The organism is Aquibacillus salsiterrae (genome assembly GCF_028416595.1).
Lineage (GTDB): Bacteria > Bacillota > Bacilli > Bacillales > Amphibacillaceae > Aquibacillus_A > Aquibacillus_A salsiterrae.
Window position 1 is genome coordinate 81422 of the sequence record NZ_JAMQKC010000003.1, and the last position, 26327, is coordinate 107748.

At 37.4% G+C, this 26327-nt stretch carries 28 protein-coding genes; 7 read left to right on the forward strand and 21 right to left on the reverse strand.

The features are described 5' to 3' along the window. Positions 1-10 precede the first annotated feature (10 nt). The gene (gene parE, locus NC799_RS05040; protein ID WP_272445284.1) at positions 11-1966 is read right to left on the reverse strand and encodes a DNA topoisomerase IV subunit B; all 1956 of its coding nucleotides are present in this window, start codon (positions 1964-1966) and stop codon (positions 11-13) included. Between the two features lie 228 nt (positions 1967-2194). After that, a complete protein-coding gene (locus tag NC799_RS05045) occupies positions 2195-2608 on the reverse strand; it encodes a CoA-binding protein (RefSeq protein ID WP_272445285.1) in 414 nt (137 codons plus the stop codon). Between the two features lie 632 nt (positions 2609-3240). Between NC799_RS05045 and plsY the strand changes: the two genes are divergently transcribed. The 3 genes from plsY to yidD all read left to right on the forward strand — a co-directional run bounded on the left by plsY (position 3241) and on the right by yidD (position 5477). Beyond that, positions 3241-3825: a glycerol-3-phosphate 1-O-acyltransferase PlsY gene (gene plsY / locus NC799_RS05050; protein ID WP_272445286.1), complete on the forward strand. Its 585-nt coding sequence runs from the start codon at positions 3241-3243 to the stop codon at positions 3823-3825. 479 nt (positions 3826-4304) lie between these two features. After that, the gene (gene folE2, locus NC799_RS05055; RefSeq protein WP_272445287.1) at positions 4305-5237 is read left to right on the forward strand and encodes a GTP cyclohydrolase FolE2; all 933 of its coding nucleotides are present in this window, start codon (positions 4305-4307) and stop codon (positions 5235-5237) included. A 12-nt stretch (positions 5238-5249) separates the two neighbouring features. Then, the gene (gene yidD, locus NC799_RS05060; protein WP_272445288.1) at positions 5250-5477 is read left to right on the forward strand and encodes a membrane protein insertion efficiency factor YidD; all 228 of its coding nucleotides are present in this window, start codon (positions 5250-5252) and stop codon (positions 5475-5477) included. Between the two features lie 42 nt (positions 5478-5519). Here yidD and NC799_RS05065 read toward each other — a convergent pair whose 3' ends face one another. The 7 genes from NC799_RS05065 to acnA all read right to left on the reverse strand — a co-directional run bounded on the left by NC799_RS05065 (position 5520) and on the right by acnA (position 12667). After that, the gene (locus NC799_RS05065; protein WP_272445289.1) at positions 5520-5825 is read right to left on the reverse strand and encodes a hypothetical protein; all 306 of its coding nucleotides are present in this window, start codon (positions 5823-5825) and stop codon (positions 5520-5522) included. A 1-nt stretch (position 5826) separates the two neighbouring features. Beyond that, a complete protein-coding gene (locus NC799_RS05070) occupies positions 5827-6252 on the reverse strand; it encodes an acyl-CoA thioesterase (RefSeq protein ID WP_272445290.1) in 426 nt (141 codons plus the stop codon). Beyond that, on the reverse strand, positions 6239-8521 hold the full coding sequence (locus NC799_RS05075) for an AAA family ATPase (RefSeq protein ID WP_272445291.1): 2283 nt from the start codon (positions 8519-8521) through the stop codon (positions 6239-6241). Before NC799_RS05075 ends, NC799_RS05070 begins: the two co-directional genes overlap by 14 nt. A 148-nt stretch (positions 8522-8669) precedes the next feature. Beyond that, positions 8670-8906: a small acid-soluble spore protein Tlp gene (gene tlp, locus NC799_RS05080; protein WP_272445292.1), complete on the reverse strand. Its 237-nt coding sequence runs from the start codon at positions 8904-8906 to the stop codon at positions 8670-8672. Between the two features lie 12 nt (positions 8907-8918). Beyond that, positions 8919-9062, reverse strand: a complete 144-nt coding sequence (locus tag NC799_RS05085) for an acid-soluble spore protein N (protein WP_272445293.1) — start codon at positions 9060-9062, stop codon at positions 8919-8921. Positions 9063-9251: 189 nt separating this feature from the next. Continuing rightward, positions 9252-9857, reverse strand: a complete 606-nt coding sequence (locus NC799_RS05090) for a TlpA family protein disulfide reductase (protein ID WP_272445294.1) — start codon at positions 9855-9857, stop codon at positions 9252-9254. A 104-nt stretch (positions 9858-9961) separates the two neighbouring features. Then, the gene (gene acnA, locus NC799_RS05095; protein WP_272445295.1) at positions 9962-12667 is read right to left on the reverse strand and encodes an aconitate hydratase AcnA; all 2706 of its coding nucleotides are present in this window, start codon (positions 12665-12667) and stop codon (positions 9962-9964) included. A gap of 233 nt (positions 12668-12900) precedes the next feature. Between acnA and NC799_RS05100 the strand changes: the two genes are divergently transcribed. Further along, a complete protein-coding gene (locus NC799_RS05100) occupies positions 12901-13014 on the forward strand; it encodes a small acid-soluble spore protein P (RefSeq protein ID WP_272445592.1) in 114 nt (37 codons plus the stop codon). 104 nt (positions 13015-13118) lie between these two features. Here NC799_RS05100 and NC799_RS05105 read toward each other — a convergent pair whose 3' ends face one another. After that, positions 13119-14237 (reverse strand): ATP-binding protein, encoded by a 1119-nt coding sequence (locus NC799_RS05105; protein WP_272445296.1) that lies wholly within the window; start codon positions 14235-14237, stop codon positions 13119-13121. Between the two features lie 276 nt (positions 14238-14513). On the opposite strand from NC799_RS05105, the gene NC799_RS05110 reads away from it, so the two are divergent. Beyond that, the gene (locus tag NC799_RS05110; RefSeq protein ID WP_272445297.1) at positions 14514-14942 is read left to right on the forward strand and encodes a DUF2621 family protein; all 429 of its coding nucleotides are present in this window, start codon (positions 14514-14516) and stop codon (positions 14940-14942) included. Between the two features lie 60 nt (positions 14943-15002). Here NC799_RS05110 and NC799_RS05115 read toward each other — a convergent pair whose 3' ends face one another. The 8 genes from NC799_RS05115 to NC799_RS05150 form a co-directional block, all read right to left on the reverse strand. Next, positions 15003-15482 (reverse strand): CcdC family protein, encoded by a 480-nt coding sequence (locus tag NC799_RS05115; RefSeq protein WP_272445298.1) that lies wholly within the window; start codon positions 15480-15482, stop codon positions 15003-15005. A gap of 113 nt (positions 15483-15595) precedes the next feature. Further along, positions 15596-16021 (reverse strand): Na(+)/H(+) antiporter subunit B, encoded by a 426-nt coding sequence (locus NC799_RS05120; RefSeq protein ID WP_272445299.1) that lies wholly within the window; start codon positions 16019-16021, stop codon positions 15596-15598. Between the two features lie 63 nt (positions 16022-16084). Next, on the reverse strand, positions 16085-16789 hold the full coding sequence (locus tag NC799_RS05125; protein ID WP_272445300.1) for a cytochrome c biogenesis CcdA family protein: 705 nt from the start codon (positions 16787-16789) through the stop codon (positions 16085-16087). Positions 16790-16914: 125 nt separating this feature from the next. Next, positions 16915-17136 (reverse strand): YneF family protein, encoded by a 222-nt coding sequence (locus NC799_RS05130; protein WP_272445301.1) that lies wholly within the window; start codon positions 17134-17136, stop codon positions 16915-16917. Positions 17137-17217: 81 nt separating this feature from the next. Then, positions 17218-17646, reverse strand: coding sequence for a sporulation inhibitor of replication protein SirA (sirA, locus tag NC799_RS05135; protein ID WP_272445302.1), 429 nt, complete (start codon positions 17644-17646; stop codon positions 17218-17220). Between the two features lie 190 nt (positions 17647-17836). Beyond that, positions 17837-19837 (reverse strand): transketolase, encoded by a 2001-nt coding sequence (gene tkt, locus NC799_RS05140; protein WP_272445303.1) that lies wholly within the window; start codon positions 19835-19837, stop codon positions 17837-17839. 148 nt (positions 19838-19985) lie between these two features. After that, entirely contained in the window at positions 19986-20225 is a 240-nt protein-coding gene (locus NC799_RS05145; protein ID WP_272445304.1) for a DUF896 domain-containing protein, read from the reverse strand. Between the two features lie 144 nt (positions 20226-20369). Next, on the reverse strand, positions 20370-21035 hold the full coding sequence (locus NC799_RS05150; protein WP_272445305.1) for a YneB family resolvase-like protein: 666 nt from the start codon (positions 21033-21035) through the stop codon (positions 20370-20372). Positions 21036-21300: 265 nt separating this feature from the next. On the opposite strand from NC799_RS05150, the gene lexA reads away from it, so the two are divergent. Continuing rightward, entirely contained in the window at positions 21301-21930 is a 630-nt protein-coding gene (gene lexA, locus NC799_RS05155; protein ID WP_272445306.1) for a transcriptional repressor LexA, read from the forward strand. A gap of 138 nt (positions 21931-22068) precedes the next feature. Here the strand turns inward: lexA and NC799_RS05160 are convergent, their stop codons facing one another. After that, positions 22069-22740 (reverse strand): abortive infection system antitoxin AbiGi family protein, encoded by a 672-nt coding sequence (locus NC799_RS05160; RefSeq protein ID WP_272445307.1) that lies wholly within the window; start codon positions 22738-22740, stop codon positions 22069-22071. Between the two features lie 117 nt (positions 22741-22857). Here NC799_RS05160 and NC799_RS05165 point away from each other — a divergent pair, with 117 nt between their 5' ends. After that, complete coding sequence (locus tag NC799_RS05165) at positions 22858-23247, forward strand: YhjD family protein (protein ID WP_272445308.1); 390 nt, start codon at positions 22858-22860, stop codon at positions 23245-23247. Between the two features lie 461 nt (positions 23248-23708). On the opposite strand, the gene NC799_RS05170 is transcribed toward NC799_RS05165, so the two are convergent. Next, a complete protein-coding gene (locus tag NC799_RS05170) occupies positions 23709-24425 on the reverse strand; it encodes a hypothetical protein (RefSeq protein ID WP_272445309.1) in 717 nt (238 codons plus the stop codon). Positions 24426-24992: 567 nt separating this feature from the next. Beyond that, positions 24993-26324 (reverse strand): type I glutamate--ammonia ligase, encoded by a 1332-nt coding sequence (gene glnA / locus NC799_RS05175; protein WP_272445310.1) that lies wholly within the window; start codon positions 26322-26324, stop codon positions 24993-24995. Positions 26325-26327: the final 3 nt, after the last annotated feature.

The window sequence follows — 26327 nt, forward strand, 5'->3', positions numbered from 1 at the left end:
ACTCTCCCCCTTAAGAATGAATATTCTCGTTATCAATAATGTTCGTTTCTTCCTCTAGGCCAAATTGAACATGGGATTCTATCCACTTTCTGCGTGGCTCTACTTTGTCTCCCATTAAGGTAGTTACCCGACGCTCTGCCCGTGCTAGATCATCGATGGTCACACGAATTAGGGTTCTTGTTTCTGGATTCATCGTCGTTTCCCACAATTGGTCGGCATTCATTTCACCAAGACCTTTGTACCTTTGTATAATGTATCCATTCTTTAGTTCTGCCACATATTTCTTCATTTCTGTTTCATTCCATGCATAGTAAATCAGCTCTTTTTTACCTTTTCCTTTACTAATCTTATACAAAGGTGGAAGGGCAATATAAATCTTTCCTGCCTCGATTAGCTGACGCATATATCTATAAAAGAAAGTTAATAACAACACTTGAATATGAGCACCATCTGTATCGGCATCAGTCATAATGACAATTTTGTCATAGTTAACGTCCTCTAAGCTAAAGTCACCACCGACTCCAGCACCAATCGTATGAATGATCGTTGATATCTCTTCATTTTTAAAAACGTCCGCAAGCTTTGCCTTCTCTGTGTTAATTACTTTACCTCTAAGTGGTAAGACAGCTTGGAATTTACGATCTCTCCCTTGCTTCGCTGAGCCCCCCGCAGAATCTCCCTCGACCAAATACAATTCATTTTTCTCTGGATTACGCGACTGTGCAGGCGTCAGTTTCCCGCTTAATAGTGTATCTTTCCGCTTCTTTTTCTTTCCAGAACGGGCATCTTCTCGCGCTTTCCTTGCTGCTTCACGCGCTTCCTTCGCTCGGACAGCTTTTTTCACTAACATACTCGCAATGTCCGGATTTTCTTCTAAGAAGTACAATAGGTTCTCTGATACAACCGCGTCTACTGCTGACCTTGCTTCAGATGTTCCGAGTTTCCCTTTTGTTTGTCCTTCAAACTGTAGTTTTTCCTCCGGTATCCGTACAGATACAACAGCAGTAAATCCTTCCCGAATATCATTTCCTTCGAGATTTTTATCTTTTTCTTTAAGCATGTTTGTCTTTCTTGCGTAGTCATTAAAAACACGCGTGACAGCCGTCCGAGCACCTGATTCGTGCGTCCCACCATCTTTTGTTCTGACGTTATTGACAAAAGATAGCATACTTTCTGCATAACCGTCATTAAATTGGAAGGCAAAATCAATTTCGATTTCTTGCTGCTCTCCCTCGAATGACACAACAGGATGAAGAGCATCCTTTTCTTCATTCAAATAAGCAACGAACGATTCTAGTCCATCTGGGTATTGATACGTTTCTTCCGTGCCTGTTCGTTTATCAATCAAATCGATTTGCATACCTTTCAGTAGAAATGCAGCTTCACGGAGCCGTTCTGATAACGTTTCAAATTGATAGGTCGTTGTCGAAAATATCGTTGTATCTGGTTTAAAATGAATCGTTGTTCCCGTTTTTCGTGTTGTGCCTTTTTTCTCCAAAGTCGTTGCCGGGACACCACCATTCTCAAAGCGTTGGAAATAAACATGTCCGTCTCGGTAAATCGTCACCTCTAACCACTCAGATAGAGCGTTAACAACAGATGCACCAACACCATGTAACCCACCACTTGTTTTATATCCACCCTGTCCAAATTTACCACCAGCATGCAAGACTGTTAAAATTACTTCTGGAGTTGGCCGCCCAATTTGATGCATTCCGGTAGGCATTCCGCGCCCCATATCCTCAACCGAAATACTATTATCTTTATGGATGATCACCTTTATTAAGTTACCAAAGCCCGCCAATGCTTCATCAACGGCGTTGTCCACAATTTCATAGACCAGATGATGCAGACCTCTTGCATCGGTACTACCGATATACATCCCCGGTCTTTTTCTAACGGCTTCTAAACCTTCTAACACTTGAATCGAATCATCTGAATACTGATTCGTTGCTTGTTTAGGCATTAAACAATCCCCCTTCACTAACCTATCTATCTTATGTACACATCAATATTCCATTTATCATTACTATTCTATTTAATCGTAGAACAAGTGTTTGACTCTGTAAAGACTACTTGTTCTATTTTAGCTTGTTTCTTGAAATTAGCAAACCCGTATTTAGACGAATTACCCTTTTATATTATAGAAATAAGAAAAAATCCCTGCTAAACAACAGAGATTTGTTTCTATTATTTATTTACCTATAAGTGTAGCATGTGTAACTTTGATACATAAATCCATCACTGTTACAATATTGTGACTGGTTAATACTTGGTAGGCTGCTTCATTTTGGATTCCTTGTTGGGCCCAAAAAACTGGTATATTTTGTTTTATTACTTGTTGTGCCAAACCTTCTAAGTATTCTGGCCTTCGAAAAACATTAACAATATCTATTTCTTCGTCCACTTCAGCTACCGATGAATATGATTTTTCACCAAGTGATGCGGTGATGTGAGGATTGACAGGTATGATTTTATACCCCGCTTGTTGCATCGCTTTCGCTATTTGGTAGGACCCTCTTTCCGGCTTATCGGAAAGCCCAACAACGGCAATTGTTTTCGCGTCCATGAGTATATGCTTTAATTGACTCCTAGATGGATTTTCCACGGCAATCCCTCCTTGTTTATCATATTTTGTGTCGCTTCTTTGCATAAAGTTTGTTTTCTTTTAATGTTACAGTAGATGGATAATGCGCACCAACCTTTGACATAAGATCCAGTGTTAATCAACCGCTCCGGAAATACACTTGCTTTCCGTGGGTGGCTGATGAGCCTCATCGAGCTAATGGGTGCCACTATTGACACTTTTGAGTTCGGATTTGGTAAAAGTGTTGATGATGGACCTGATTGTCGACAGATTTGAGTTCAAATTAATAAAATGTGTCGATGGTGGACCTGGTTATCGACACATTTGAGTTCGGATTAATAAAATGTGTCGATAGTGACCCTAATTATCGACACATTTGAGGTCGGATTAACAAAATGTGTCGATGAGGCCGGCCCCCAATCACTGATAAGCGACTGACTGGAGCGCAAATCAACCCTAACAAGTTAGTGCGCATTATATATAAACTGCGTAAACCAACCATCCATGAAAACAGCCTTTCACATGAAAACTTTTTACTATTTGTAAGAGTATCATCCTAAAATATTTATAGGTCATTTGAAAGATAAAGTACTAAGCTATGCTTGTTCATGTTAAAATAAGATACAAGTTTTTCGTAAAAGGAGTAAAAGAAGATGAATTTTATACTTTTAGCAATTGTTGCTTACCTGATTGGATCAATTCCGTTTGGTCTAATTGTTGGCAAAATTGGATACAACACAGACATCCGTGAACATGGTAGTGGGAACCTTGGCGGGACAAATACGTTTCGTGTCCTGGGAATTAAAGCAGGTATTATCGTAACAGCCGGTGATATCCTAAAAGGTACGCTAGCAACCCAATTACCTATCTTGGTTGGGAATGACTCCGTTAACCCACTTATTATTGGAGTTTTTGCAGTGATTGGCCATATGTACCCCATTTTCGCCAAATTTAAAGGCGGAAAAGCAGTTGCAACATCCGGAGGGATTATTCTTGGTGTAAGCCCACTTCTCTTCCTAATTATACTTCTAACTTTCTTTATCGTTTTATATATAACGAAATACGTATCAATCTCATCGATGGTCACGGGGGTTATTACGGTTATCACCAGTATCATCATGCAAGATATCGGCTTAATCATTATTACTTCCATTCTAACCCTCTTTGTCTTTTATAGACATCGAACAAATATTAAAAGAATCATTAACAAAACCGAACCAAAAATCAAATGGATGTAATACAGAAAAGCGGAAAGCGCCTGGTCACCCCCGACAAGCGTAAGACAAGACACGTAATGGCGCTCTTTGCCATGCAGGGGATTGACTTACGACTCGGAAGGGGTGGCGCTTGTAGCTAGACAATACAGAAAAGCGGAAAGCGCCTAGTTATTCCCGCCTTAATCAATGCGATTAAGGCTTTTTCTTGATTGTTGCGCTTATGACTGAAATATTTTGATTTTTGTCGAATTAACTCCCGAATCTTTGTTCAAAGATAAGAAAGTATAAAAAGATCTGTCTAGCTCCGAGCGCCTACCCCTCGAGGTCTTAAGCAAAAAATCTTTGTGGCAAAGAGCGCCACATAGCTCTTTTGCTTAAGCTTGTCGGGGGTGGGCAAGACGCTCTGCGCTTTTCTTATATCAAGATAAAAAAATTGAATAAATGGTTGTTGTTGAGTATACTTTGTACATAGTTTAAATAGGCCTGAAAGGAGTCGAAAAATGAAACTTCCAGATAAGAGCGGTAATCTTTCCTTACCACCAAAAGCTGAACGTCATAAATTGTTTGGATCAGTTTCTCCTGGTCCAAAAGTAAAGCCAGTAGAAAAAGATGCAATGGCTGATTTACAAAATACCAAGAAGAATTTTTTGTTTGATATAGATGCTGTAGGAATTGAAAATGTAAAACATCCGATTCAAATAGAAAGTATTCTTGAACCAACAAAACAAACAACAATCGGCACCTTTACCTTTACATCAAGTATTGATAAAGACAGTAAAGGAACCAATATGAGTAGGTTTACCGAACAACTTCATGAATATTACAGTAGCCATTCTTTCACCTTAACCATTGAAGGGCTAAAAAAATTCACAAAAGACCTAGCTATTCGCTTAAAACAACGAGATGCAACAATGGAGGTAACATTCCCATGGTTTTTTGAGCGAAAAGGTCCTTCATCTGATTTAGCTGGGCTTAATCACGCAGATGCTACCATTAAAGTGACCTATCATGAAAACGATCGGTATGATATCGAAGTTGCTCTATCAGGAACAATTACCACCCTATGCCCTTGCTCTAAAGAGATAAGTGAATATAGCGCACATAACCAGCGTGGTATCGTTTCAATGCGTGTAAAACTAACCGATCAATTCGATCAAGCTAAAACGGATTGGAAACAGGCGTTACTTGAGGCAGCTGAAAGTAATGCTAGTGCGAGGATACACCCAGTATTAAAGCGCCCTGATGAAAAAATGGTAACGGAACTTGCATATGAAAATCCACGATTTGTAGAAGACATCGTTCGATTGGTCGCTTGTGATTTATATGAACTTGACTATGTCCAGTGGTTTGAAGTGAAATGTCGGAATGAAGAATCCATTCATCTCCACGATGCGATTGCTTCGATTACGTATGATAAAGCACGTGAGAAATAGGGTGTTGTTTAAATGAAACATTTTTTCATTATCTTAATTCGGGCTTATCAAAAATTGATAAGCCCACTAACCCCGCCTTCTTGCCGGTTTTATCCTTCCTGTTCCCAATATAGTATCGAAGCATTTCAACGACATGGTGTCATGAAGGGATTGTTTCTTTCATGCAAACGCATCCTGAAATGTCACCCGTTTCATCCTGGGGGATATGATCCAGTTCCAGACAAGAAAGTTAAACAATAATAATCAAAACCACCAGTGTGAACTGGTGGTTTTGATTAGGCATTATTCCTTTAGGCTAAACCGCTCCAGTTGATCCCAAATCTGTTCAGCTTGTAAGATTTCTACTTGTGTTTTACCAAATAAATCAAAGTGCGGAAAACGTGGGTCTTGGTGAATCCATTCCGGTTGTAGCCCGTAGCGCTTCCCCCATTTTTCTAAATTGCTTACATTAGAGCAGCCCACCTTTGTTACCGTATTACATCCAGGAAACCTTGGATCAAGCCAGTAGTGGGTTAAAAATGCAATTTGACCTTCCTCTACTTCAGCCTTCCACTGTTTAAGCTCTGATCTTTTTACCCCAAAAGCCATATCATTCCTCACTCTTATATGCATCAGAATAGGCTTGATGCCAATCAGGGAATACTCTTCTTAACGAGACAGGTCTAAAACTTTCTTTTTTAACTATTACATGTTTCGTCGAACCTGTAACTGCTGCATTCCCTTCTCCGTCTTCTATTTTGTATCCGTAAGTTGTTCTAAGTCCATCGTATTCTTCAATCCACGTCTTAACAAATGCGTCCTGTCCATACCTAATTGGTTGCTTAAAATACATATGTGCATCAATGACAGGAGAGACAATTCCCTCTTGCTCCATGTCATGATAGTTAAAGCCTAGTGATTCGATAAATGCTGTTCGACCAATCTCAAACCAAACCAAATAATTCGCATGATAAACGACCCCCATTTGATCAGTTTCTTGATAACGAACTTTAATAGGTGTTTTAGTCATTTTCATTGTCGTTCCCCCTAATCACTGACCAAGCATTGTCAAAGTCATTTTTAGAAAGTAAGGTAAACCTGTTAAGATCCGCCACACCTTCTCTGTCCATTCGAAGTGCTTGGAATTGAATAGCCTCATCGATAAGATTAACAACAAAGCGGGCATTCCCATCAATCCGGTATTGCTTATATTTTTGAGTTAAAAAAGCTTCCGCATCAACCTCAAGTTCATATTGATAGGCTTCTACATGATAGCGAGTGATTGCCATCAATTCCTCTTCCTGGTAATTTGTAAAGTTAAGGTATTTTTTGAACCTTGATTCAAGTCCCGGATTACTTGCGATAAACCGTTCCATTTCCGTTTGATAACCGGCTAATATGACAACTAAGTTCTCGTTATGTTTTGTCATCTCATCAACTAACGTATCGATTGCCTCTTTACCAAAATCTTTATCTCCTCGAAATAACGAGTATGCTTCATCGATAAATAATACGCCTCCCAGCGCCTCTCTAACCTTTTGCTTTGTTTTGATTGCTGTTTGTCCGACAAAACCCGCAACTAAATCGCTCCGCGAAGCAATGACAAAATGCCCCCGTTTTAATAAACCACATTCCTTTAAAATCTGTGAATATAATTTAGCGACAGTTGTTTTTCCAGTTCCGGGATTACCAGAGAAGACAGCATGTAATTGAATCGGCACAATGGGAAGATTCTTTTGTTTCCGTTGTTGTTGGACCCTAACAAAAGAGGACAGTTTTTTCACTTCTTGTTTAACATTATCTAGCCCAATCAATTGCTCCAATTTCTCCATTGGTTTATCAAGCTTACCTTTATCTTCCCACATGGTTAAATCTGACAAATCGATTCGCATATGATCTATCCAATTTTCTTCTCCTGTTAAACCTTTAGCTGCACCCTTTTTAAAAATTGCTTTTAAAACTAAATCACGTACCGTCCTAGCATTACCAAACGTTTCATCGACCATTGACTTTTCGACGATTGTTTCAAATTGATTTAAAGCCTCCGCTGTAAAAAAATAATCATTTACCATTGCCGTGTTTTCGGCAATCTCCATAAGTTCATTCATGCTGAAATTGGGTAAACTTATCGAATTTTGTTCCGGAAACCTACTTCTTAGTCCAGGGTTAGACCATAAAAATTGGCGCATTTCTTCCGGGTAACCAGCCAAAATAACGGCAAATTTATTGGCAAACTCTTTGCTAGTCATACTTGAAACAAGGGTATCAATAACAGCTTGACCATAATCGTTAGCGGTTTGGCCAACTCGTTTCAAACTGTACGCTTCGTCGATAAACAATATTCCACCAATTGATTGTTTCACATAGCTAATTGTGTTTTCTTCACTTTGTCCTACGTAAGAACCAACTAAATGAGAGCGATTTACCTCAATCACTTTATCTGTTTCCAACAATCCTAACTCGTGGTAAGTGGCAGCAAGCAGCCTTGCAATGGATGTTTTCCCTGTACCAGGATTACCCGTAATAATCATATGTAGTCCAGGTTCATCGACCATATGAAAGCCAAGCTCTCGTCTTTTTTTTTGATACTTTAAATAATGATAATACTGGTGAATATATTTTTTCACTTCTGTTAAGCCCGTGAGGTGTTGTAATTGATCTAATGGGTCATTCGATGCATTTTTTTTCAACACATCAGGAAAATGATGATAAAATTCCTGCTTGTACTGAATAATTTTTCGCACATGATTATTTAACGCTGTCACAGGCACACCAGACCTCCGATTCTCTAATGAGGAAATCGTATCTGCTAAGGTCTGTTCTAATTCTGTTAACTCGGCAGTAATTTCATTAAAAAGCTTGGTATAAGTCGAATGTTTGTCTACTGGAGTAATATTTAATTTGGCTAGCTCTGCTTTAAGTTCCGTAGCCTTTTTTAATTTCGCTGAATCAAAGTCTGTTTCTCTGATTGACCACTGATCTAAGTTAACTTCAGATAGGAGCGTATAAAAGGTAAAAAATGACTTTAGTTCCTCTATTTCTACTAACGTTGATTCATGTCCTGCTAACCTTTTACCTTCCTCTAGAAGGATAGTTGTCACTTTATCATCTTTAAAGTTACGCTTTAATCGGTAAAAAGCAAGCATACAATATAGCTTTGCAGCTGTTTGATCATCTATGGTTATTTCGCCTTTTTCATTTGCATCGAGAAATCTTAATACTTGTACTTCTTTAAGAGGCGGTAACTTATTAATCGTTTGCCACTCTTGCACTGATTTTCTCATTGTGTCTATGTTGATACTCATAAAGCCGCTCCCTTCTCTTTTATTTTATCATAGCCGCTTATGTTCCGTTATTATCTTGCACACAAAAACAACTAACAACAGTACAATAAGAAAAACGTATGGACATGAATATCCATACGTTTTTCCTTAATCAAAGCAAGTGGACGTCTTAATGTGTTTTTTGTTGATGTTGATACTCGTCTTTTACCTCATCACGCATTGATTGTATCGCTTCTTCTCGTCGTTTATTTTTAGCTTCAATGTGATGCTTTTCCTCATTTGAAGCAAAACGCATTGTTTCATGCGCCTCTTCGATATTTTCAATTGTGTTCTGAATTTTACTAACCAGTTTTTCGACATTATCCTCACGGTTATCAGGATTTGGACGGTTGCTATATTCGCTCATGTGCTTCTCCTCCTAATGTCCTTTGGTTTGTATTACCTGAGGCTTCTCGTTTGTTTTCATTTGCATTTGTTTACCTTTATTCCCTCCAGCCTCGAGTGGCTGTGTTCCTAAATGACGTGGTCTAAAGTGCTTTGAATCCTTTTTTGGATTACCCATGCTTCATTCCCCTTTCTTTAGGACGTCAATGATATTATTTGCCCAGTTCGTTTATCTATTCATCTAGATACCGGGAGGAATTATTTTTCAGAAAACGTTTAACCGTTAATGTTTCCTAACAAGTCTATAAAGGCCATGAGTTTAAAAAAATTCCTCCATCTAAAAGTTATCCTGTTCTTACAATAAAACTTACTTCATTTTAAGTACTATATTTTCCATAAAATCAAGAGTCATTGGACCCATGACCCGTTGGATAATCTCTCCCTCTGGACTAATTATATAGGTAGTCGGAATATTTAAAAGCTTATATGTTTCACTTACCACTGCATCAGGATCAAGTACTACCGTAAAAGAAAAATTCCCATGATTCATAAATTCCTTAACATCTTTTACACTATTTTCTGTATTGGTAACATTAACTGCAATGATTTTAACTTGGTCAGGGTATTTTTTTTGAAATTCATGCAATTCTGGCATCTCTGTTCGGCAGGGACCGCACCAGGTTGCCCAAAAATTGACAAAGACAATGTTACCACGATAATCTGACAAGGTAATTTTATCTCCATTAAGCGTTTCTAATGTAAAATCTGGCGCAACTTTCCCTACGTTAAGACCCCCTTTCTTGTTTAGTCCAGCACCAGATGCCCCCTGTTCAGATGACTCTCCTGTCATGTCCCCTTCGTTCCCTTGATTGGATGTTGTAGAGTTAACGAAACCTTGTTGATTCAAATAATTCCATACCATTAACGTAATCAGAAATAGAAGAACAAATACCCCAACTACCTTTTTAATCAAGAGTTACACATCCTTTACCATTGTTCCAATTACTCATCTTTTTCTAAAAGCTTAAGAAAGCAAAAAGAGATAGCTTGTAAATTACCCAAGCTACCTCTTTCATATTATGCTTCTAGTTTATTTCTTAGAACCATTTGCAGTATACCACCATGACGATAGTAGTCAATTTCAACATCACTATCAAAACGGGCAACTACTTCAAATTCTTTTTTGTTACCTTCTTCATCTGTTGCGGTAACTTTGACTAAGTCGTGTGGCTTTACTTTTTCATCAATGGCCACATCGAATGATTCTTTTCCAGTTAAACCAAGTGATTCAGCGCTATCCCCATCTTTAAACTGTAATGGAAGAACACCCATCATTACAAGGTTAGATCGGTGAATTCTTTCAAAGCTCTCAGCGATAACTGTTTTGATTCCTAATAGGTTTGTACCTTTGGCAGCCCAGTCACGTGAGCTTCCCATACCATAGTCTTTTCCAGCAATGATAAGTAATCCAGTATTGTTTTCTTGGTATTTCATTGCCGCATCATAAATAGGCATTACTTCTTCTGTTGGCCAGTAAGTTGTATAGCCACCCTCTGTTTCCGGTGCTAACTTATTTTTAATCCGGATATTTGCAAATGTTCCACGCATCATTACTTCATGATTACCACGGCGAGAACCGTAAGAATTGAAGTTTCGAGGGGAAACATCTTTCTCTTGCAAATACTTACCTGCAGGCATATCCTTTGCAATCGCACCAGCCGGCGAGATATGGTCAGTTGTCACTGAATCACCAAATTTACCGATTGCGCGAAGGCTAGATAATGTTTCAACTTTGCCTGCATCTTTTGATAAACCTTCAAAGAACGGTGGGTTTTGAATATAAGTAGACTCACTATCCCACTTATACAATGGTTCATCCGTTGTTTGAATTTCGTTCCATTTTTCATTTGAGTTAAATACATCCTCATATTCTTTACGAAAAATTTCTGGTGTAACTACTTTTTCTACTTGTTCTTTAATTTCATCGATTGTTGGCCAAATGTCATCAAAGTAAACTGCCTTGCCGTCTTTATCCTTACCGATTGGTTCGGATCTTAAGTCAACATCAACTGACCCGGCTAACGCATAAGCTACAACTAATGGTGGAGAGGCAAGGTAATTAGCTTTTACTAATGGATGAATTCTACCCTCAAAGTTACGATTACCGGAAAGCACGGAAGCAACAGTTAAATCATTTTTCGCTATAGCTTCTTCAATTTCCTCTGATAATGGACCTGAGTTACCAATACATGTCGTACACCCATACCCAACTAAATTAAAGCCTAAATCATTTAAATAAGTCATTAGACCAGAATCTTCCAGATAACGTGTAACTACTTTAGAACCAGGTGCCAATGAAGTTTTTACATAAGCAGGAACTTCCAGGCCTTTTTCAACTGCCTTTTTAGCAAGTAAGCCTGCACCTAACATAACGTATGGGTTAGAGGTATTCGTACAAGACGTTATTGCAGCAATTGCGACTGCACCTGTTTTCATAACGGAGGATTTCCCGTTTGGATGATCAATTTTCACCGTTTTATTGATCTCATCTTCACTTAAACCAAATCCTTGGTTGCCAGCAGGAGCTGTAATTGCTTTGTTGAAAGATTCCTTCATAGCAGACAGTGGAATCAAGTCTTGTGGACGTTTAGGACCAGAAAGGTTAGGCTCTAACTCAGACAAGTCAATTTCAACTAATTCAGTGAACTCCGGATCCGGTAAGTCTGAAGAATACCAAAGATCATTTTCTTTACAATATTTTTCAACTAAACTAATTTGATCTTCACTTCTACCTGTTAGACGAAGATAGTTAAGTGCCTCTTCGTCTACCGGGAAGAAACCACATGTTGCTCCATATTCCGGAGCCATGTTAGCAATTGTTGCACGGTCTGCTAAAGGCATTTCCTTAAGGCCAGGACCGAAATATTCAACAAATTTCCCTACTACTTTTTTCTCACGTAGTACTTGTGTTACTTTTAACGCAAGATCTGTAGCAGTTGTTCCATTTGGAAAGCTACCTGTAAATTTCACACCAATTACTTCTGGTGCCGGGAAGTATGAAGGCTGTCCTAACATTCCAGCTTCTGCTTCAATACCGCCTACGCCCCAACCGAGGACACCAAGTCCATTGATCATTGTCGTGTGGGAATCAGTACCAACTAATGTATCAGGAAATGCATCGTATTCCCCATTATCGCTTTCAACTGCATGCACCACATTAGCAAGGTACTCTAAATTAACTTGGTGAACGATACCTGTTGCTGGTGGAACGGCACGATAATTGTTAAATGCCTTTTGAGCCCAGTGTAAAAATTCATAGCGCTCTGCATTACGTTCAAATTCTAATTCCATGTTTTTCGTTAACGCATCATTCGTACCATATCTATCAACTTGGACAGAGTGGTCAATAACGAGGTCTACTGGAACTTCTGGATTAATTTTATCCGGAGAACCCCCCATGTCTACCATTGCTTTCCGAAGTGACGCAAGGTCAACAACAGCTGGTACACCAGTAAAGTCTTGTAGGATTACACGAGCTGGCTTAAATGGAACATCTGTGCTTTCTGTTTGCCCCCATTTTGCTAAACCTTCGACATGCTCGTCCTTAATTACATGTCCATCGTATTGTCTTATTAGCGATTCCAATAAGATACGAATAGAGAATGGCAAACGAGATATATTTCCTAGTCCAGCATTTTCTAGTGCTTTAAGTTGATAGTAATTATACTTTTTTCCGTTTACTTCAAATTGTTTACGTGCATCGAAAAGATTGTTCGTTGTCATAAAACTACGCTACCCCCTTTTAAAAATATGTAGGATCGTATTCGATCTCTCCATTCCCCTAAAGCATTTATCTTTTGCACCTATTTATTTTAAATGAAATCGGTTTATAAGTAAAATGTTTAGACAATTTTCTTATAAAGAAACAAAGGAAATGACAAAACGGAAAAAAGCTGCCGTTAGAAAGCATAAAAAACCACGCTAAATAAAATAATAATCATTGTAACAAAGGAGGGCTGAATGTGACTAAAAATAACAAAAAGCAACCAAACGAACCATTAAGCGGTTCAAAAAAGGTTAAAAATAGAAACCATTCCCGCCAGAAAAAAGACGCTTCCCATGATATGTAAATAAATCACCCCGCCTTGGTCAGCCGAAGACTGACCAAGGCGGGATTGGTGACCTATGCTAGATAGCCCTTCGATTTCTCGATACTTCTTATCTTTTAACATTCCTAGCCATCAATTGGCAAACGAATTCGAAAGGTACTTCCTATGTCTCGATTGTTCATCATGTCAATTGCCCCGTTATGATTTTCAACTATTTTATTAGAAATCATTAAACCTAATCCTGTTCCATCTTTTTTCGTTGTAAAAAACGGCTCTTTCAACTTATGTAGAATATCATCCGGAATACCAGGACCCTCGTCCACAATCGAAATGAATACATGTTTCTCCTCGCTACTTACGATCACTTGAATCGTTCCACCGTTCCCCATTTCTTCCACAGCGTTTTTAATAAGGTTGATTAAGACTTGTTTCATTTGCGTCTTATCGCAATAAAGGATGACGTCTTTTTCCATTTTAATGTTGATTTGGATATTGTAAATGGTTGCTTGTGATCGAAGTAATGTTACAACGTCACTCAACATTTCTGACAAGCTTACTTTCGACTTCTCATCTGTCATTGGTTTGGAAATAAATAAAAGCTCAGATGTTATAGTTTCTATTTTCTCAATTTCATCAACCATTATTTTGTAATAGTCACTTTTTTGTTCAATACCAGACTGTAGTAGGTGAACAAATCCCTTCAGTGACGTTAAGGGGTTTCTTATTTCATGAGCAACACCGGCAGCAAGCTGACCGGCAACAGACATTTTTTCTGAACGGATTAACATTTCTTCTGCTTCTTTTTTATCCGTTATGTCAGTTGCTAAAGAAACAAAAAGTTTCTCACCCATTTCCTCATTTTGCATGGCTGAAATATAGGTCTCGATCCAGACATTTTTACCATATACATCACGAACACTAACAATTATTTTGGTTGACTTAGTCGCCTGTTGTTTTAATCTCGCTTTGATAAGAAGTTGGTCACTATAGGGAAGATAATTAAGTGCTTGGTCACCGATCAACACATCTCTTTTATATCCCAATAATTTTGAAACAGACTTAGAAACATATAGAATTCTGCCTAGTGAATCACAGACAATGATAAGATCAAAGGCATGGTCTTCAACCCAATTTAACATGCACTTCGGCAAATCGGACAACTTAGCGAAATTAATTTGCTTCCCGGCCGAAGCACGATATTGAGGCCCTTCTTTATACTGGTTGTTCTGAATATGATCCGACAAAAGAACCACCTTCCCCTATCTTTAATCCCGAGATTTCGACAAAACCCATTCAATATTGTTGTAAATTAGTCTAGTTCCTTTTATAATGTCACTATTATAAAGATTGTCTAGTATCATTATATTTCTCTAAGATGAATTTAATGTAAATTCGGAGAAAGTATGTAAAAAAAAAACAATTATTAGTAATATTACTATAAAACTAGAAAAATTAAAATGTTTGGACTTTTTTGCAATAAAAAAATTACAATATTTTTCTAAGATAAGATAGGTGAAAAAATGTCGACACAATTTGCTATCTTTATAATTAGCTGGACTTTTGTTTTAGTGGGGTTATTAGCAATCGGTGGTTTTTTTATGTTTAGAAAATTTCTTAAAAAGCTTCCCAAGGAAGATGGAAAATCAATCATGGACTGGGAAGAGCACTATGTAGAAAAAACAAGACACATGTGGCGTGAACCGGAAAAATTACTGTTAGAGGAATTAATCTCTCCTGTTCCAGAGCTTTTCCGTGATGTTGCTAGGCAAAAAATCGCTAGCAAAATAGGAGAAATTGCATTATCGAAAAAAGAAAAGAAAATAACCTTTGACACACTGATTGAGGGTTATATTTTAGCTACTCCTAAGCGTGATCATAAATTTTTAAGGAAAAAACTAGAGGAAAAAAACATTGATGCATCTCCCTATCAAACGCTTTTTGACCAATGAAATGTTAGTTTTACTAAGGAGAATAGGCTGCCCGAATGCTCATTCGGACAACCTATTTTTTTACGATTCCTTCAAATTGCTGATTTGCTGCTCCACCTTTCTATATTTCACCAACATCGCTAACCTCCAAGAAATAATCATCGCAAAAGCTAGCAAAAAGAACATACCACTCGTTTCGCCTAACGAGATAGTTTGGCCAATAATCAATTTTAAAATGACACGAACCAATAGTAAGCCAAACAGGATAACAGCAAATATTTTAGATGGAATTAAATAGATTTGACCATGCCTAACCTCAAACTTAGTTGTCTTAACTAACAAAATAGAAAAGATAGCACCAACAATCGTCGCTTCGAATACTTGCGCCCATGGTACGCGGAATTCAGGGAAAATAAACATCAATGCGCCTGTACTCATAAACAGTGGTGGCAATATTATTTTTCTAATACTAACTGGTTTTTTGGCGGCTTTCAGGCGAATGATTATCATGGAGATAGCCATAATGACCCCGACAAACGAACTGGCTATAGCCCAGAACATATCATCAACTCTTTCTCTTTACATGTTTTTTTATCCTTGGATAAACGTCCAGAAACAACCACGGCAAGCAAACATCCTACGCTTTTCTTCTACACGATGATCGTTTTAACAACTTATCTGTCGCTAGCAATTGTTAAGATTATAGTCATCGTTATCCCGACAACAGTTAAGTAAACCCCCAAGTCAAAGAGCACCGCAGTAGCAAGTTCCTTCTCACCAAAAACAGGCAAGTAGAAATAACCATACGTATGACTTAAAAAGGGTTGACCAAAAAGAAATGAACCAACACTTGTTAAAATAGCAACTGATAATCCAATTGGGATTAGCATTCGATAGTTTATCGGTAATATCTTACTTACGGCTTTGTTGCCGTAAGCCATATACATCAAAAGAATAGCAGCTGATGTCATTAGGCCACCAATAAATCCACCACCAGGAGCACTATGTCCTGCCAGAAATAAATAGATGGAAAATCCAAACAAAATAAAGGCTATTAATGATGTTGTCGTTCTTAAAATCAAGTCATTATGTTGTATCACGAACATTCTCCTTATTGTCTCTTTTGTATAATCATAATATAAAACAGTCAGATTTGCCATTACTTAGAAACCATAAAAATTAAACCAACCAGCTAAAAAGGAAGTTAACTTTGCCATGAAGTCAAAAAACAAAAAAATCCCCATAAAAATCATCACGTAACCGCCAATTCTAACTAAGCGTGGCCCATTTCTTTTAATCCACTTAAGCTTACCAATGAAAAAAGACAGAATTAAAAATGGCGCAGAGAAGCCTAACGAATAGGCAGTCATCATTACTACACCTGATTCTGGATTAGATGCCGCAAGAGATAAAACGGCCATTAAGATTGGCCCTGTACATGGGGTCCATCCTAATGAGAAGGCACTCCCAATAAAGAGAGACCCAAAATAACCAGCTGGTCTTTGTTTAAATATTATTTTTCTATCTTTCATTAAAAAATCAAAATTTAGCACTCCTATGATTACTAAACCAAAAAATACAATTAAGATAGCACCAATTTGCCTAATAATATCTTTCCACTCAAGCAGAAATGTTCCAATAAACGAAGTCGTGAAGCCCATCAAGATAAAAATGCTGGAAAAACCAATTAAAAAGAAAATCGTATGTACTATACTTTTTTTATTAAACATGCCATGTTCTTCTTTAATATCATTGACACCCATGCCTGTAATATAAGAAAGAAATGCTGGATATAATGGCAATACGCATGGAGAGATGAATGACAGAAAACCAGCCCCAAAGGCAAGAAGCACATTAAGTTCTTCCATTTATCCTTGCACCTACCTTATCCATCTGTGATGAAACTTTAAGATAAACCCCTTGACACCAATAGTGCCAAGGGGTTTATCTGTGCAACCTCAATCTATCTAAATTGAGAGAATCATCCGAGAAATTACTTTGGTTGATTATTGTTCATCGCACGCATCATTTGATTAATTTTCTTTTGGGACGGTTTTTGCCCCATTTGCATCATTAATGTTCTAAGCATTTGTTCGTTAATTGGTGGGTTCTTTTTTAAGTAGTTCATCATATACTTTCGAGCAATGAAAAACCCTAATGCGACACCAGCAATTAAGGCTAAAATAGCTATTAACACAACCCAAATAGTTGCCATGTCAAGCTTTCCTCCTTCATGTTGTCTCTCATACAGTATAGTAAAATCAACAAAATAATACAATAGTAGGATACTTATTATCTATAGTAATACTTCCTTTTTAATAGGAGTAATCCATCCACAATTTGTCGTTTCTGATTCAATAATGAAAAAACTTGGATCAAATGATTTCAAGCATTGAAACAACAGACGATCAGCTTCTTCCACAGAAAATGCTTGAACTGTTATGTATCGATCAAATAATTCCAAACAAACCGAGCTATTTCCCTTTTCCATTACTAAGCCCTTCTCTGTCATCTCTAGCTTCAAACTATCGCCGTGATAGTTTTTAAAATGGGTGAGTAACGTATTATATGGAAGATTTCTAGTTACAAACGTAAATTGTGAAAGCAAATCTGTTCTGGAAGTATAACTTAAATATTCATTTAAAAAACGGTAAAGAATTTCCGAACGATAAAAATAATGATAACAAAATTCTTCCTCAATCCAGAATATCGAATACTTCTGCATATGCTTGTCCCTCCTATTTTGACAAACATTATACAGAAAAACAGCTGAAGTTCGTGTCATAACGTGTTAAAATTTAAAACAAGTTTTGTCTTTTTTTGCCTTTTAAACACTTACTATAAACTTTTTCGAGCGCTTTCTTCATTTTAAAACCCTTGACACTAGAGGTCAAGGGTTTAATTGTCATTAGTCCTTAGTTAAACAATGATTTTACTTGATTCACAACATTCTCTACCGTAAAGCCGTACTCTGCGATAATTTTATCACCATTCGCAGATGCACCAAACGTGTCAATGGCAAGAATCTTCCCTTCATCACCTGTAAACCTTTCCCAGCCAAGTGAAGAAGCCATCTCAATTCCCAAACGCTTTTTCACACTAGGAGGTAATACTTGGTCCTTATAAGCTTTATCTTGTTTAGCAAAGCGGTCCCAAGAAGGAATACTAACTACACTTGCATCAATCCCTTGACCTTTTAACTCTTCCTGTGCTCTAACAGCTAGTTGTACTTCAGAACCTGTCGCAATTAATATTGCATCAGGAGTTGCTTTAGATGCCGGACTTACAACATAACCACCCTTTTTCACTCCTTCATACGCATTTTCAGCAGTACCTTCTAGAGTAGGTAGGTTTTGTCTTGTAAGTACTAGCGCCGTTGGTTGATCTGTTGATTCCAAAGCTAAACGCCATGCTGCTTGAACTTCATTACCATCAGCCGGACGAATCACAGAAAGATTTGGCATTGCACGTAATCCAGCAAGTTGTTCAACTGGTTCGTGTGTTGGGCCGTCTTCCCCTACTGCAATCGAGTCATGTGTTAGTACATAGGTTACAGGTAGGTTTTGAATAGCTGATAAGCGAACAGCTGGTTTTAAGTAATCACTAAATACGAAGAACGTACCACCGAATACTTTTAAACCACCGTGTAAAGCCATCCCGTTTAACGCTGCAGCCATTGCAAATTCACGAACCCCGAACCAGATGTTTTTACCAGAATAATCTTCTCGCGAGAAGTCACCTGCATCTTTAATGGTTGTTTTGTTAGAACCAGCTAAGTCAGCACTTCCTCCAAAGAATGAAGGCACTGTTTTTGCAATTGCATTTAATACTTCACCAGAAGAAGCACGTGTTGCTAATGATTTTCCAGTTTCATATACAGGAAGATCTTTTTCCCATCCTTCAGGTAACTCACCATTGATCGCTTGGACAAATTCACTTGCTAATTCAGGGTGTGCTTCTTTGTAAGAATCAAATAAAGCATTCCATTCTTGTTCAGTCTTTTGTCCACGGTTTACGATTTTAGTTTGGAAGTCTTGGTAAACTTCATCTGGAACGTGAAAATCATCATGCTCCCACTCGTAAAATTCTTTTGTTAGCTTAATTTCGTCAGCACCTAGTGGAGCACCGTGTGAGGCTGATGATGCTGATTTATTTGGAGATCCATAACCAATTACTGTTTTTACTTCTATTAATGTAGGTTGGTCTGTATTTTGTTGTGCTTCTGCGATTGCTTTTCCAACCGAATCAATATCATTACCATCTTCTACTCGAAGAACTTGCCAGCCATATGCTGTAAAACGGCTTGCTACATCTTCAGAGAAAGACTTGTTTAGTTCACCGTCTAACGAAATATCATTTGAATCATAGAGAGCGATTAGTTTGCCTAGCTTTAAGTGGCTAGCTAGGGAAGCAGACTCATGAGAGATCCCTTCCATTAAATCACCGTCACTTACAAGAGTATAAGTATAGTGATCGACTACCTGATAATTGTCACGGTTGTATTTAGCAGCAAGATGCTTTTCTGCCATTGCCATACCAACAGACATTGCAACCCCTTGTCCAAGTGGACCTGTTGTTGCTTCCACACCATCTGTATGATGAACTTCAGGGTGTCCAGGCGTTTTAGATCCCCACTGACGGAAGCCTTTAAGATCATCAATTGTCACATTATAGCCTGATAGATGTAAAAGGCTATATAATAACATAGAGCCATGGCCTGCAGACAGTACAAAACGATCACGATTAAACCATTTTGAATTTTTCGGATTATGATTCATATGGTCTGCCCACAACTTATAAGCCATAGGTGCTGCACCCATTGGTAATCCTGGGTGACCAGAGTTTGCTTTTTCTATCGCGTCAATCGACAAAGTCCGAATAGAATTAATCGACTTTTGTTCTATTTGTTTCGACATTCTTGTATCCCCTTTCTTTTGACAGAAATATGTACGTACCATTAATATCCTATAATGAAATGTTAGAATTAACAAGTACTAGAGTATCAAATAAACGATATTTATTACAATATTTCGAATGTTTTGGACCAGATTCTCTTCCTTTTACTTAATGATACTTTTTATTACTCTCATTTTTAAGGTTTTTAACCTTTTTTGGTGTCACATCGTTGCCAGCAGGGTCGATTACTGTCATTCCCTTAAATTGATTTTTGAACGACTTGCGGACGTTTTTTAAATATTCTTGTCGCAATTGTTGCTGTTCATCCTTCTCCACATCTGTCAATCCCTCATTTTTCGCCTTATTAGCCAAAAAATTAATCCGTTCTATTTTATCCTTTGATAACATATTGATTCTCCTTTTTATAAAGATAAGGAAGTATAAGAAACGAGCTCAGAGCTATTTTTTTAAAATTCCTACTATCCCTTATCATAACCATTTCTCCAAAAACTAAAAAAAGACAAGGCGCCAAACATTGCACGACTTGTCCTTTCATTCTATCTTATGTTTTTCCGTTGTTTCAAGTGATACATGCTCCTTATACCTCCGATGGACTGTTGCTTTGGAAACATCATAGCCCATTCCTCTTAATATGGTAGCTATTTCAGCAAAGGTAAGTTTGTTTTCCCTAAGTCGCTTAACTTCCTCAACCGGGAACTTCTTTCTTTCTCTACCAGGTGCTTGATTAATATTCGAGAGATTTTTAGTTGGATTGAATCCATTATCCATTGCTTTTTTAATCCCTCTTTTAATCTTCAAATTATGGATCCTTCTTTGATATTCTTCAACGATACCAACAATTTGTATAACCATCGAATCGGATTCGGACAATTTTAATCCATCATGGTCTGATAACGTATAAATAGGTATGTCCATTTTGTTGAGTTGATGAAAAAGTGCAATTTTCGTATTCCCCCGCCCTAATCTGGTCTCATCTTGAATGAGAAGACAATCAGCTTGATTAGAAGAAAAGTAGTCAAGCATCTGGAATACTCCGTCCCGATCTATTTCATATCCACTTTCTGTCTCTTCAATGATATCAAAAACTGTGATATTTAGGCTACTAGCTAACGCTATTAATTCCTGTCTTTGCCGACTTAGGGAGGTAGTCTGCTCCTCTTTCGTAGTACTAACTCTACAGTATATAATTGCTTTCATTTCATAGCCCCCGCGTTAACTAGTCACTAACCCGAAATACATAAAACCAAGTGTTGCTATAAAAGCAACTAGATAGAACAAATCTACTTTTGAAAGATTCTGAAACATTATCTACACCTCCAAAATAAGAACAAGCGTTCCTTGTTATTTTTATTATACTTGCGAACAAAAGTTCTTGTCAATAACTTTTCGAACAAATGTTTGTACGAACTGGTTAATCATGGTATAATGTTCTTAATAAATAATATGTTCGAGGTGTTTTCTTATGACAAATCTATCAAAAAGGCAGCAATCTATTTTGCAATATATCCGGGAACAAGTGAAAGAAAAAGGCTATCCACCGTCCGTTAGAGAAATTGGCGAGGCTGTTGGGTTAGCATCAAGCTCTACCGTCCACGGCCATTTATCCCGACTTGAGAAAAAAGGGTATATTAGACGTGATCCTACTAAACCTAGAGCAATTGAATTATTATCTACGGAACACGAAAACGAGCAAACCATTGCTAACGAAAACACACTTTATGCCCCTGTAATCGGTAAAGTAACTGCAGGAATACCAATTACAGCTATTGAAAATATCGATGAATACGTGCCAATCCCTAACACAATCGCAAATCCTAACGATACTTTTTTCGTTCTAGTTATTGAAGGAGAAAGCATGATTGAAGCGGGAATACTAGACGGAGATATGGTTATTGTTAAACAACAACAAACTGCACACAATGGTGAGATTGTTGTTGCTATGACAGAAGATGAAGAAGCAACCGTAAAACGTTTTTTTAAAGAGACGGACCACATTAGACTTCAACCAGAAAACGCGACGATGGACCCATTAATTTATCACAATGTTTCCATTCTTGGTAAAGTGGTTGGCCTTTATCGACACATTCATTAATCTTAGGATGTTTAGCTCACAAGTCGCGCCTACCCCAGGGGTAGGCGCGACTTGTGTTTTTCTTAAAGTAAAGAAAGTATAAAAAAGATCCAAGCGTGGATAACATCCAGCGACAGCCACGTCCAACTTTGCTTTTTCTTATATGTTTTCAATTAGGTTCCAACTCATTACACTAATATTGTGGTATCCATTTTGAACTAAATACTCATTCATTTCCTCTACTTCTTCTTTCGGAACAATAATGGCTTCTACGTCATTTTTCTTAAAGTTAAAGTCTTCTAAGCACCTCCACTCCCGCTCCCCATAAAACGAGTGGTCGTAATCCAAAGCAAAATTAGTTATCTTTATAAAATTCAATAAGGGATTTTCTTTATGAATTCCGATAACATCCCATAATTTATGACCATCTAAGCTGTCATCCTCCTCTTTTGAGCTTGTTATCGTTGTATAAGATGGATCCAAATAAAGCACCGGATGGAAGTGATCGTGAATTTGTTTCGCATTAAAACCGATGGCATATTCACCGTAATACGTTTTATGGTACATTAAATCAACTAACGGAATATCACATACACTACAAAACTTTTTCGTTTCTACTTTATTTGAAATTAGCTCCGTACACGTTGCTTTTAAGACATTGGATTCTATGATACTTTTAAGATTATTCATCGCATCTTTTGGCTTTCTTAATTCAGAGTTCTTTTTAACATCCTTCAAGTTCGTAAAATGATGCCAAACTATTCCATTTCGTTTCGAGGTTGGACCTCCTGTAAAATGCCAATAAATATTAGAATAGTACCTTGGTTTCACCAATCTCCCTCCAGTTTTTTTGATAATAGTATGTACTTGCTATATTTTGCTATACTATAGATGCATTTACAAGAACAAGTGTTCGTAATATAATGTAGATATGGCGAGGTGACAAATATGGATGAGGAGATTAAAAAGACGGTATACGCTTATATTATTTTACCTTTTGTGTTAACAATATTCCAAAGATATTTAGAAATATTTAGGGAAGGAAAATATAAAGCTAAAGGACCTTATTTAGATAAAATCGAAACAATCATTTCATGTATTCAGGATGATTTAAACGCTGTTAAAAAGCAGTTATATAGTAACTACCACTTAAAAGTGCGAAATTTAGGGAAGCGAAACGGTCAAATTCGGTTTGATTGGCAATCACAGACAGATTCTGGGGATTTAAGGTTTGACCCAGAGGAACTGCGTGCACTCACCGAAGACATGATGGCTCTATACTTGTACGGATTTTTAACACGCCCCCCGGTTCAAAAGGAGAGAATTTGGGATGTATAAACGTTTTGGAGGTATTATGGGGTGACGTTTGAGGCGCGTCGCCCTTTTTAACCGGCAGAGTAATTATGAAATTGATTCGTTTATTAAAAAATAATCCTGTAAAAGGAAGTCAATGAATTTTCAGTGGCTTCCTATCTTTGTGTGCCAGGCATGCGCACATTCTTTGGGGTTGAAGTCCCGAGCCACGAAATGTCTAGACTTCTTTCCTATCTTTCCATTTCTTTGGGAAAGTTCCCATCCATAATGATACTGATAAATTTTTCCTTTTTCACTTAATCTTCCTGAAATTTCAAGGACAGTTTCCCCATATTCCGGATGTGTTTTTAGCGGAAGTGTTGCTTTAATTTTACTAGCACCTTTAGATTGGATTTTTTGAAACTCTGGAAATCGATAATCGAATAACCTTTGATTAGATTCAAATAAGTTCTGAATGTATTCTTTTCTCTTGATATAAACTCATATTAAGTTTCTTTACCCCGAAGTTTCTCTAAATCATCTAATAAATCTCGCCAATCTTTAAAATCATCAGGTTCCTCCAAGTCATATACATCCATTTCTCCGTTGATTACATCTGCAAATACTTTTTCAAAAGGTCCGTCGTATTGGTCTTGATATTCGTTTATTTGTTCTTCTATTTCTTTTGTGACCTCTTCTTTACTTTGGTTCCGCAACTTAAACAGTTCCCGCAATGTTTGAATTCGTGAAGACCAAATACCATCTTCCCAGTAAAACGAATTGTGCTTCGGATAACGCGCATGGCCATTCCCTTCTACAGTTTCCATTCCGTTTTCTACCAAACGCATAATGGTTGCACGGGATACCTTCATTGTATCACTCAATACTTTACTTGGGATTAAATAGTCTTGACGATAAGAGAACTCGAGTTTCCCTTTAGTTGTAATTTCGTAGAACCATTTCTCTAAATAATATTTAATAATCGCAAAACTCTCTACTGATACATCTTTTTTTAATTCCTCGTTAATAACATCAATAAAATGAACGTCAACTTCTTTATTTTTAAACACTGTACTCTCACTAGGAGAAATCCCAATAACAAAACGAGTAAATTTCATTTGAATTGTATAGGCGCTTAAACTATCTAACTTTGTGATTTTAAGCATTTGCGCAGCTGAAGCTTCAATGGAGTAATGAACTCCTCCCGTTTCTTGAATTTCCATTGCTACCCCTCCTTTGTATCTAGGATAAACACACTTGAAACAAAATTACAATTTTGTTTCAAGTGTGTTATATGAGATTAGAGCGGTAATTATTGTAGCTTTAAAATAAAGTTTGATTAAAAATACTTCCCAACCAACACTTTATGCAAAACAGGAATCATAATGAAGTTAAGGAGAGATTGGCTAAATGGCTGAATTAAGATGGTCAAAATTAGCCCTTAGTGATTTAGAAGAGGTCATTTCCTATATTGTGTCAATTTACTACCAATTCTTTTATAAACTCTATCAACTCTTCAAAAATAAGCAGCCCTAATTTATATGTTAATTGGACCACTAAAAGGATTGTTATTTTTGTATTTTGTACTCCAAAACCGAACCGCAAGATTTTCTCTGCGTGTTTTTGCTTGCTGTTGATACTGTTAATTTTTATAGTGATCTTTTTGTGGATTTTCGTGGGTGAATTCAGGGGTGAATTTGGGGTGATTGTTATTCATTACAACTTCAACATCAAGCACCCCCAAAACAGAAAAATCCCCTAACACTTTATGTGCCAGAGGATTAGACTTATTAATACGTTGACATGTATTGTTCTCTTTCCCAAGGGTGTACTTGAGTACGGAACATATCCCATTCAATTTCTTTCGCTTCAATGAAATGTTCGAAAATGTGCTCACCTAAAGACTCAACAATAACTTCATTAGACTTTAGTTGTTGAAGTGCATCATATAATGTTGCAGGAAGATCTTGAACGCCGTTCGCTTCTCTTTCTTCCTTATCCATGATATAGATGTTACGATCAACAGCTTTAGGAGCTTCTAACTTGTTTTGGATACCATCTAAACCAGCAGCTAATAATACCGACATAGCAAGATAAGGGTTTGCAGCTGGGTCAACACTACGAACTTCGATACGAGTGCTTAATCCTCTAGAAGCAGGTACACGGATTAGTGGAGATCTGTTTGTACCAGACCAAGCCACATAACAAGGTGCTTCATAACCAGGAACTAAACGCTTGTAAGAGTTAACTGTTGGGTTAGTAACAGCTGTAAAGCTTAGGGCATGCTTAAGGATACCCGCGATAAATTGATATGCAGTTTCACTTAACTGTAATGGGCCACTTTCATCAAGGAATGTATTTGTTTTCCCTTTGAATAAAGACATATTACAGTGCATTCCAGAACCGTTTACACCAAATAATGGTTTTGGCATGAATGTTGCATGTAATCCATGCTTTCTAGCAATTGTTTTAACAACTAGTTTGAACGTTTGAATATCGTCTGCATGTTTAACAGCATCAGCATACTTAAAATCAATTTCATGCTGACCAGGAGCAACTTCATGGTGAGAAGCTTCTACTTCAAAGCCCATTTCTTCTAATTCTAGCACGATGTCACGACGGCAGTTTTCACCAAGATCGGTTGGAGCAAGGTCAAAGTAACCACCCTTATCATTAAGCTCAAGAGAAGGTTCACCTTTTTCATCTAATTTGAATAAGAAGAATTCTGGCTCAGTACCAAGGTTGAAGGCAGAAAATCCTAACTCTTCCATTTTCTTAAGATTACGCTTAAGGTTGTAACGAGGACAGCCTTCGAATGGTGTACCATCAGGTTTGTAAATGTCACAGATAAAGCGTGCAACCTTGCCTTTTTCTGAAGTCCAAGGGAATACTAAGAATGTATCTAGATCCGGATACAACTTCATGTCTGATTCTTCAATACGTACAAAACCTTCAATCGATGAACCATCGAATGCCATTTCATTGTTTAATGCTTTGTCTAGTTGGCTTAGAGGAATTTCAACGTTCTTAATCGTTCCAAGTAAATCTGTAAATTGAAGACGAATAAACTTAACGTTTTCCTCTTGAATTTTTTGCTTAATTTCTTCTTTTGTTAATCCCATGTT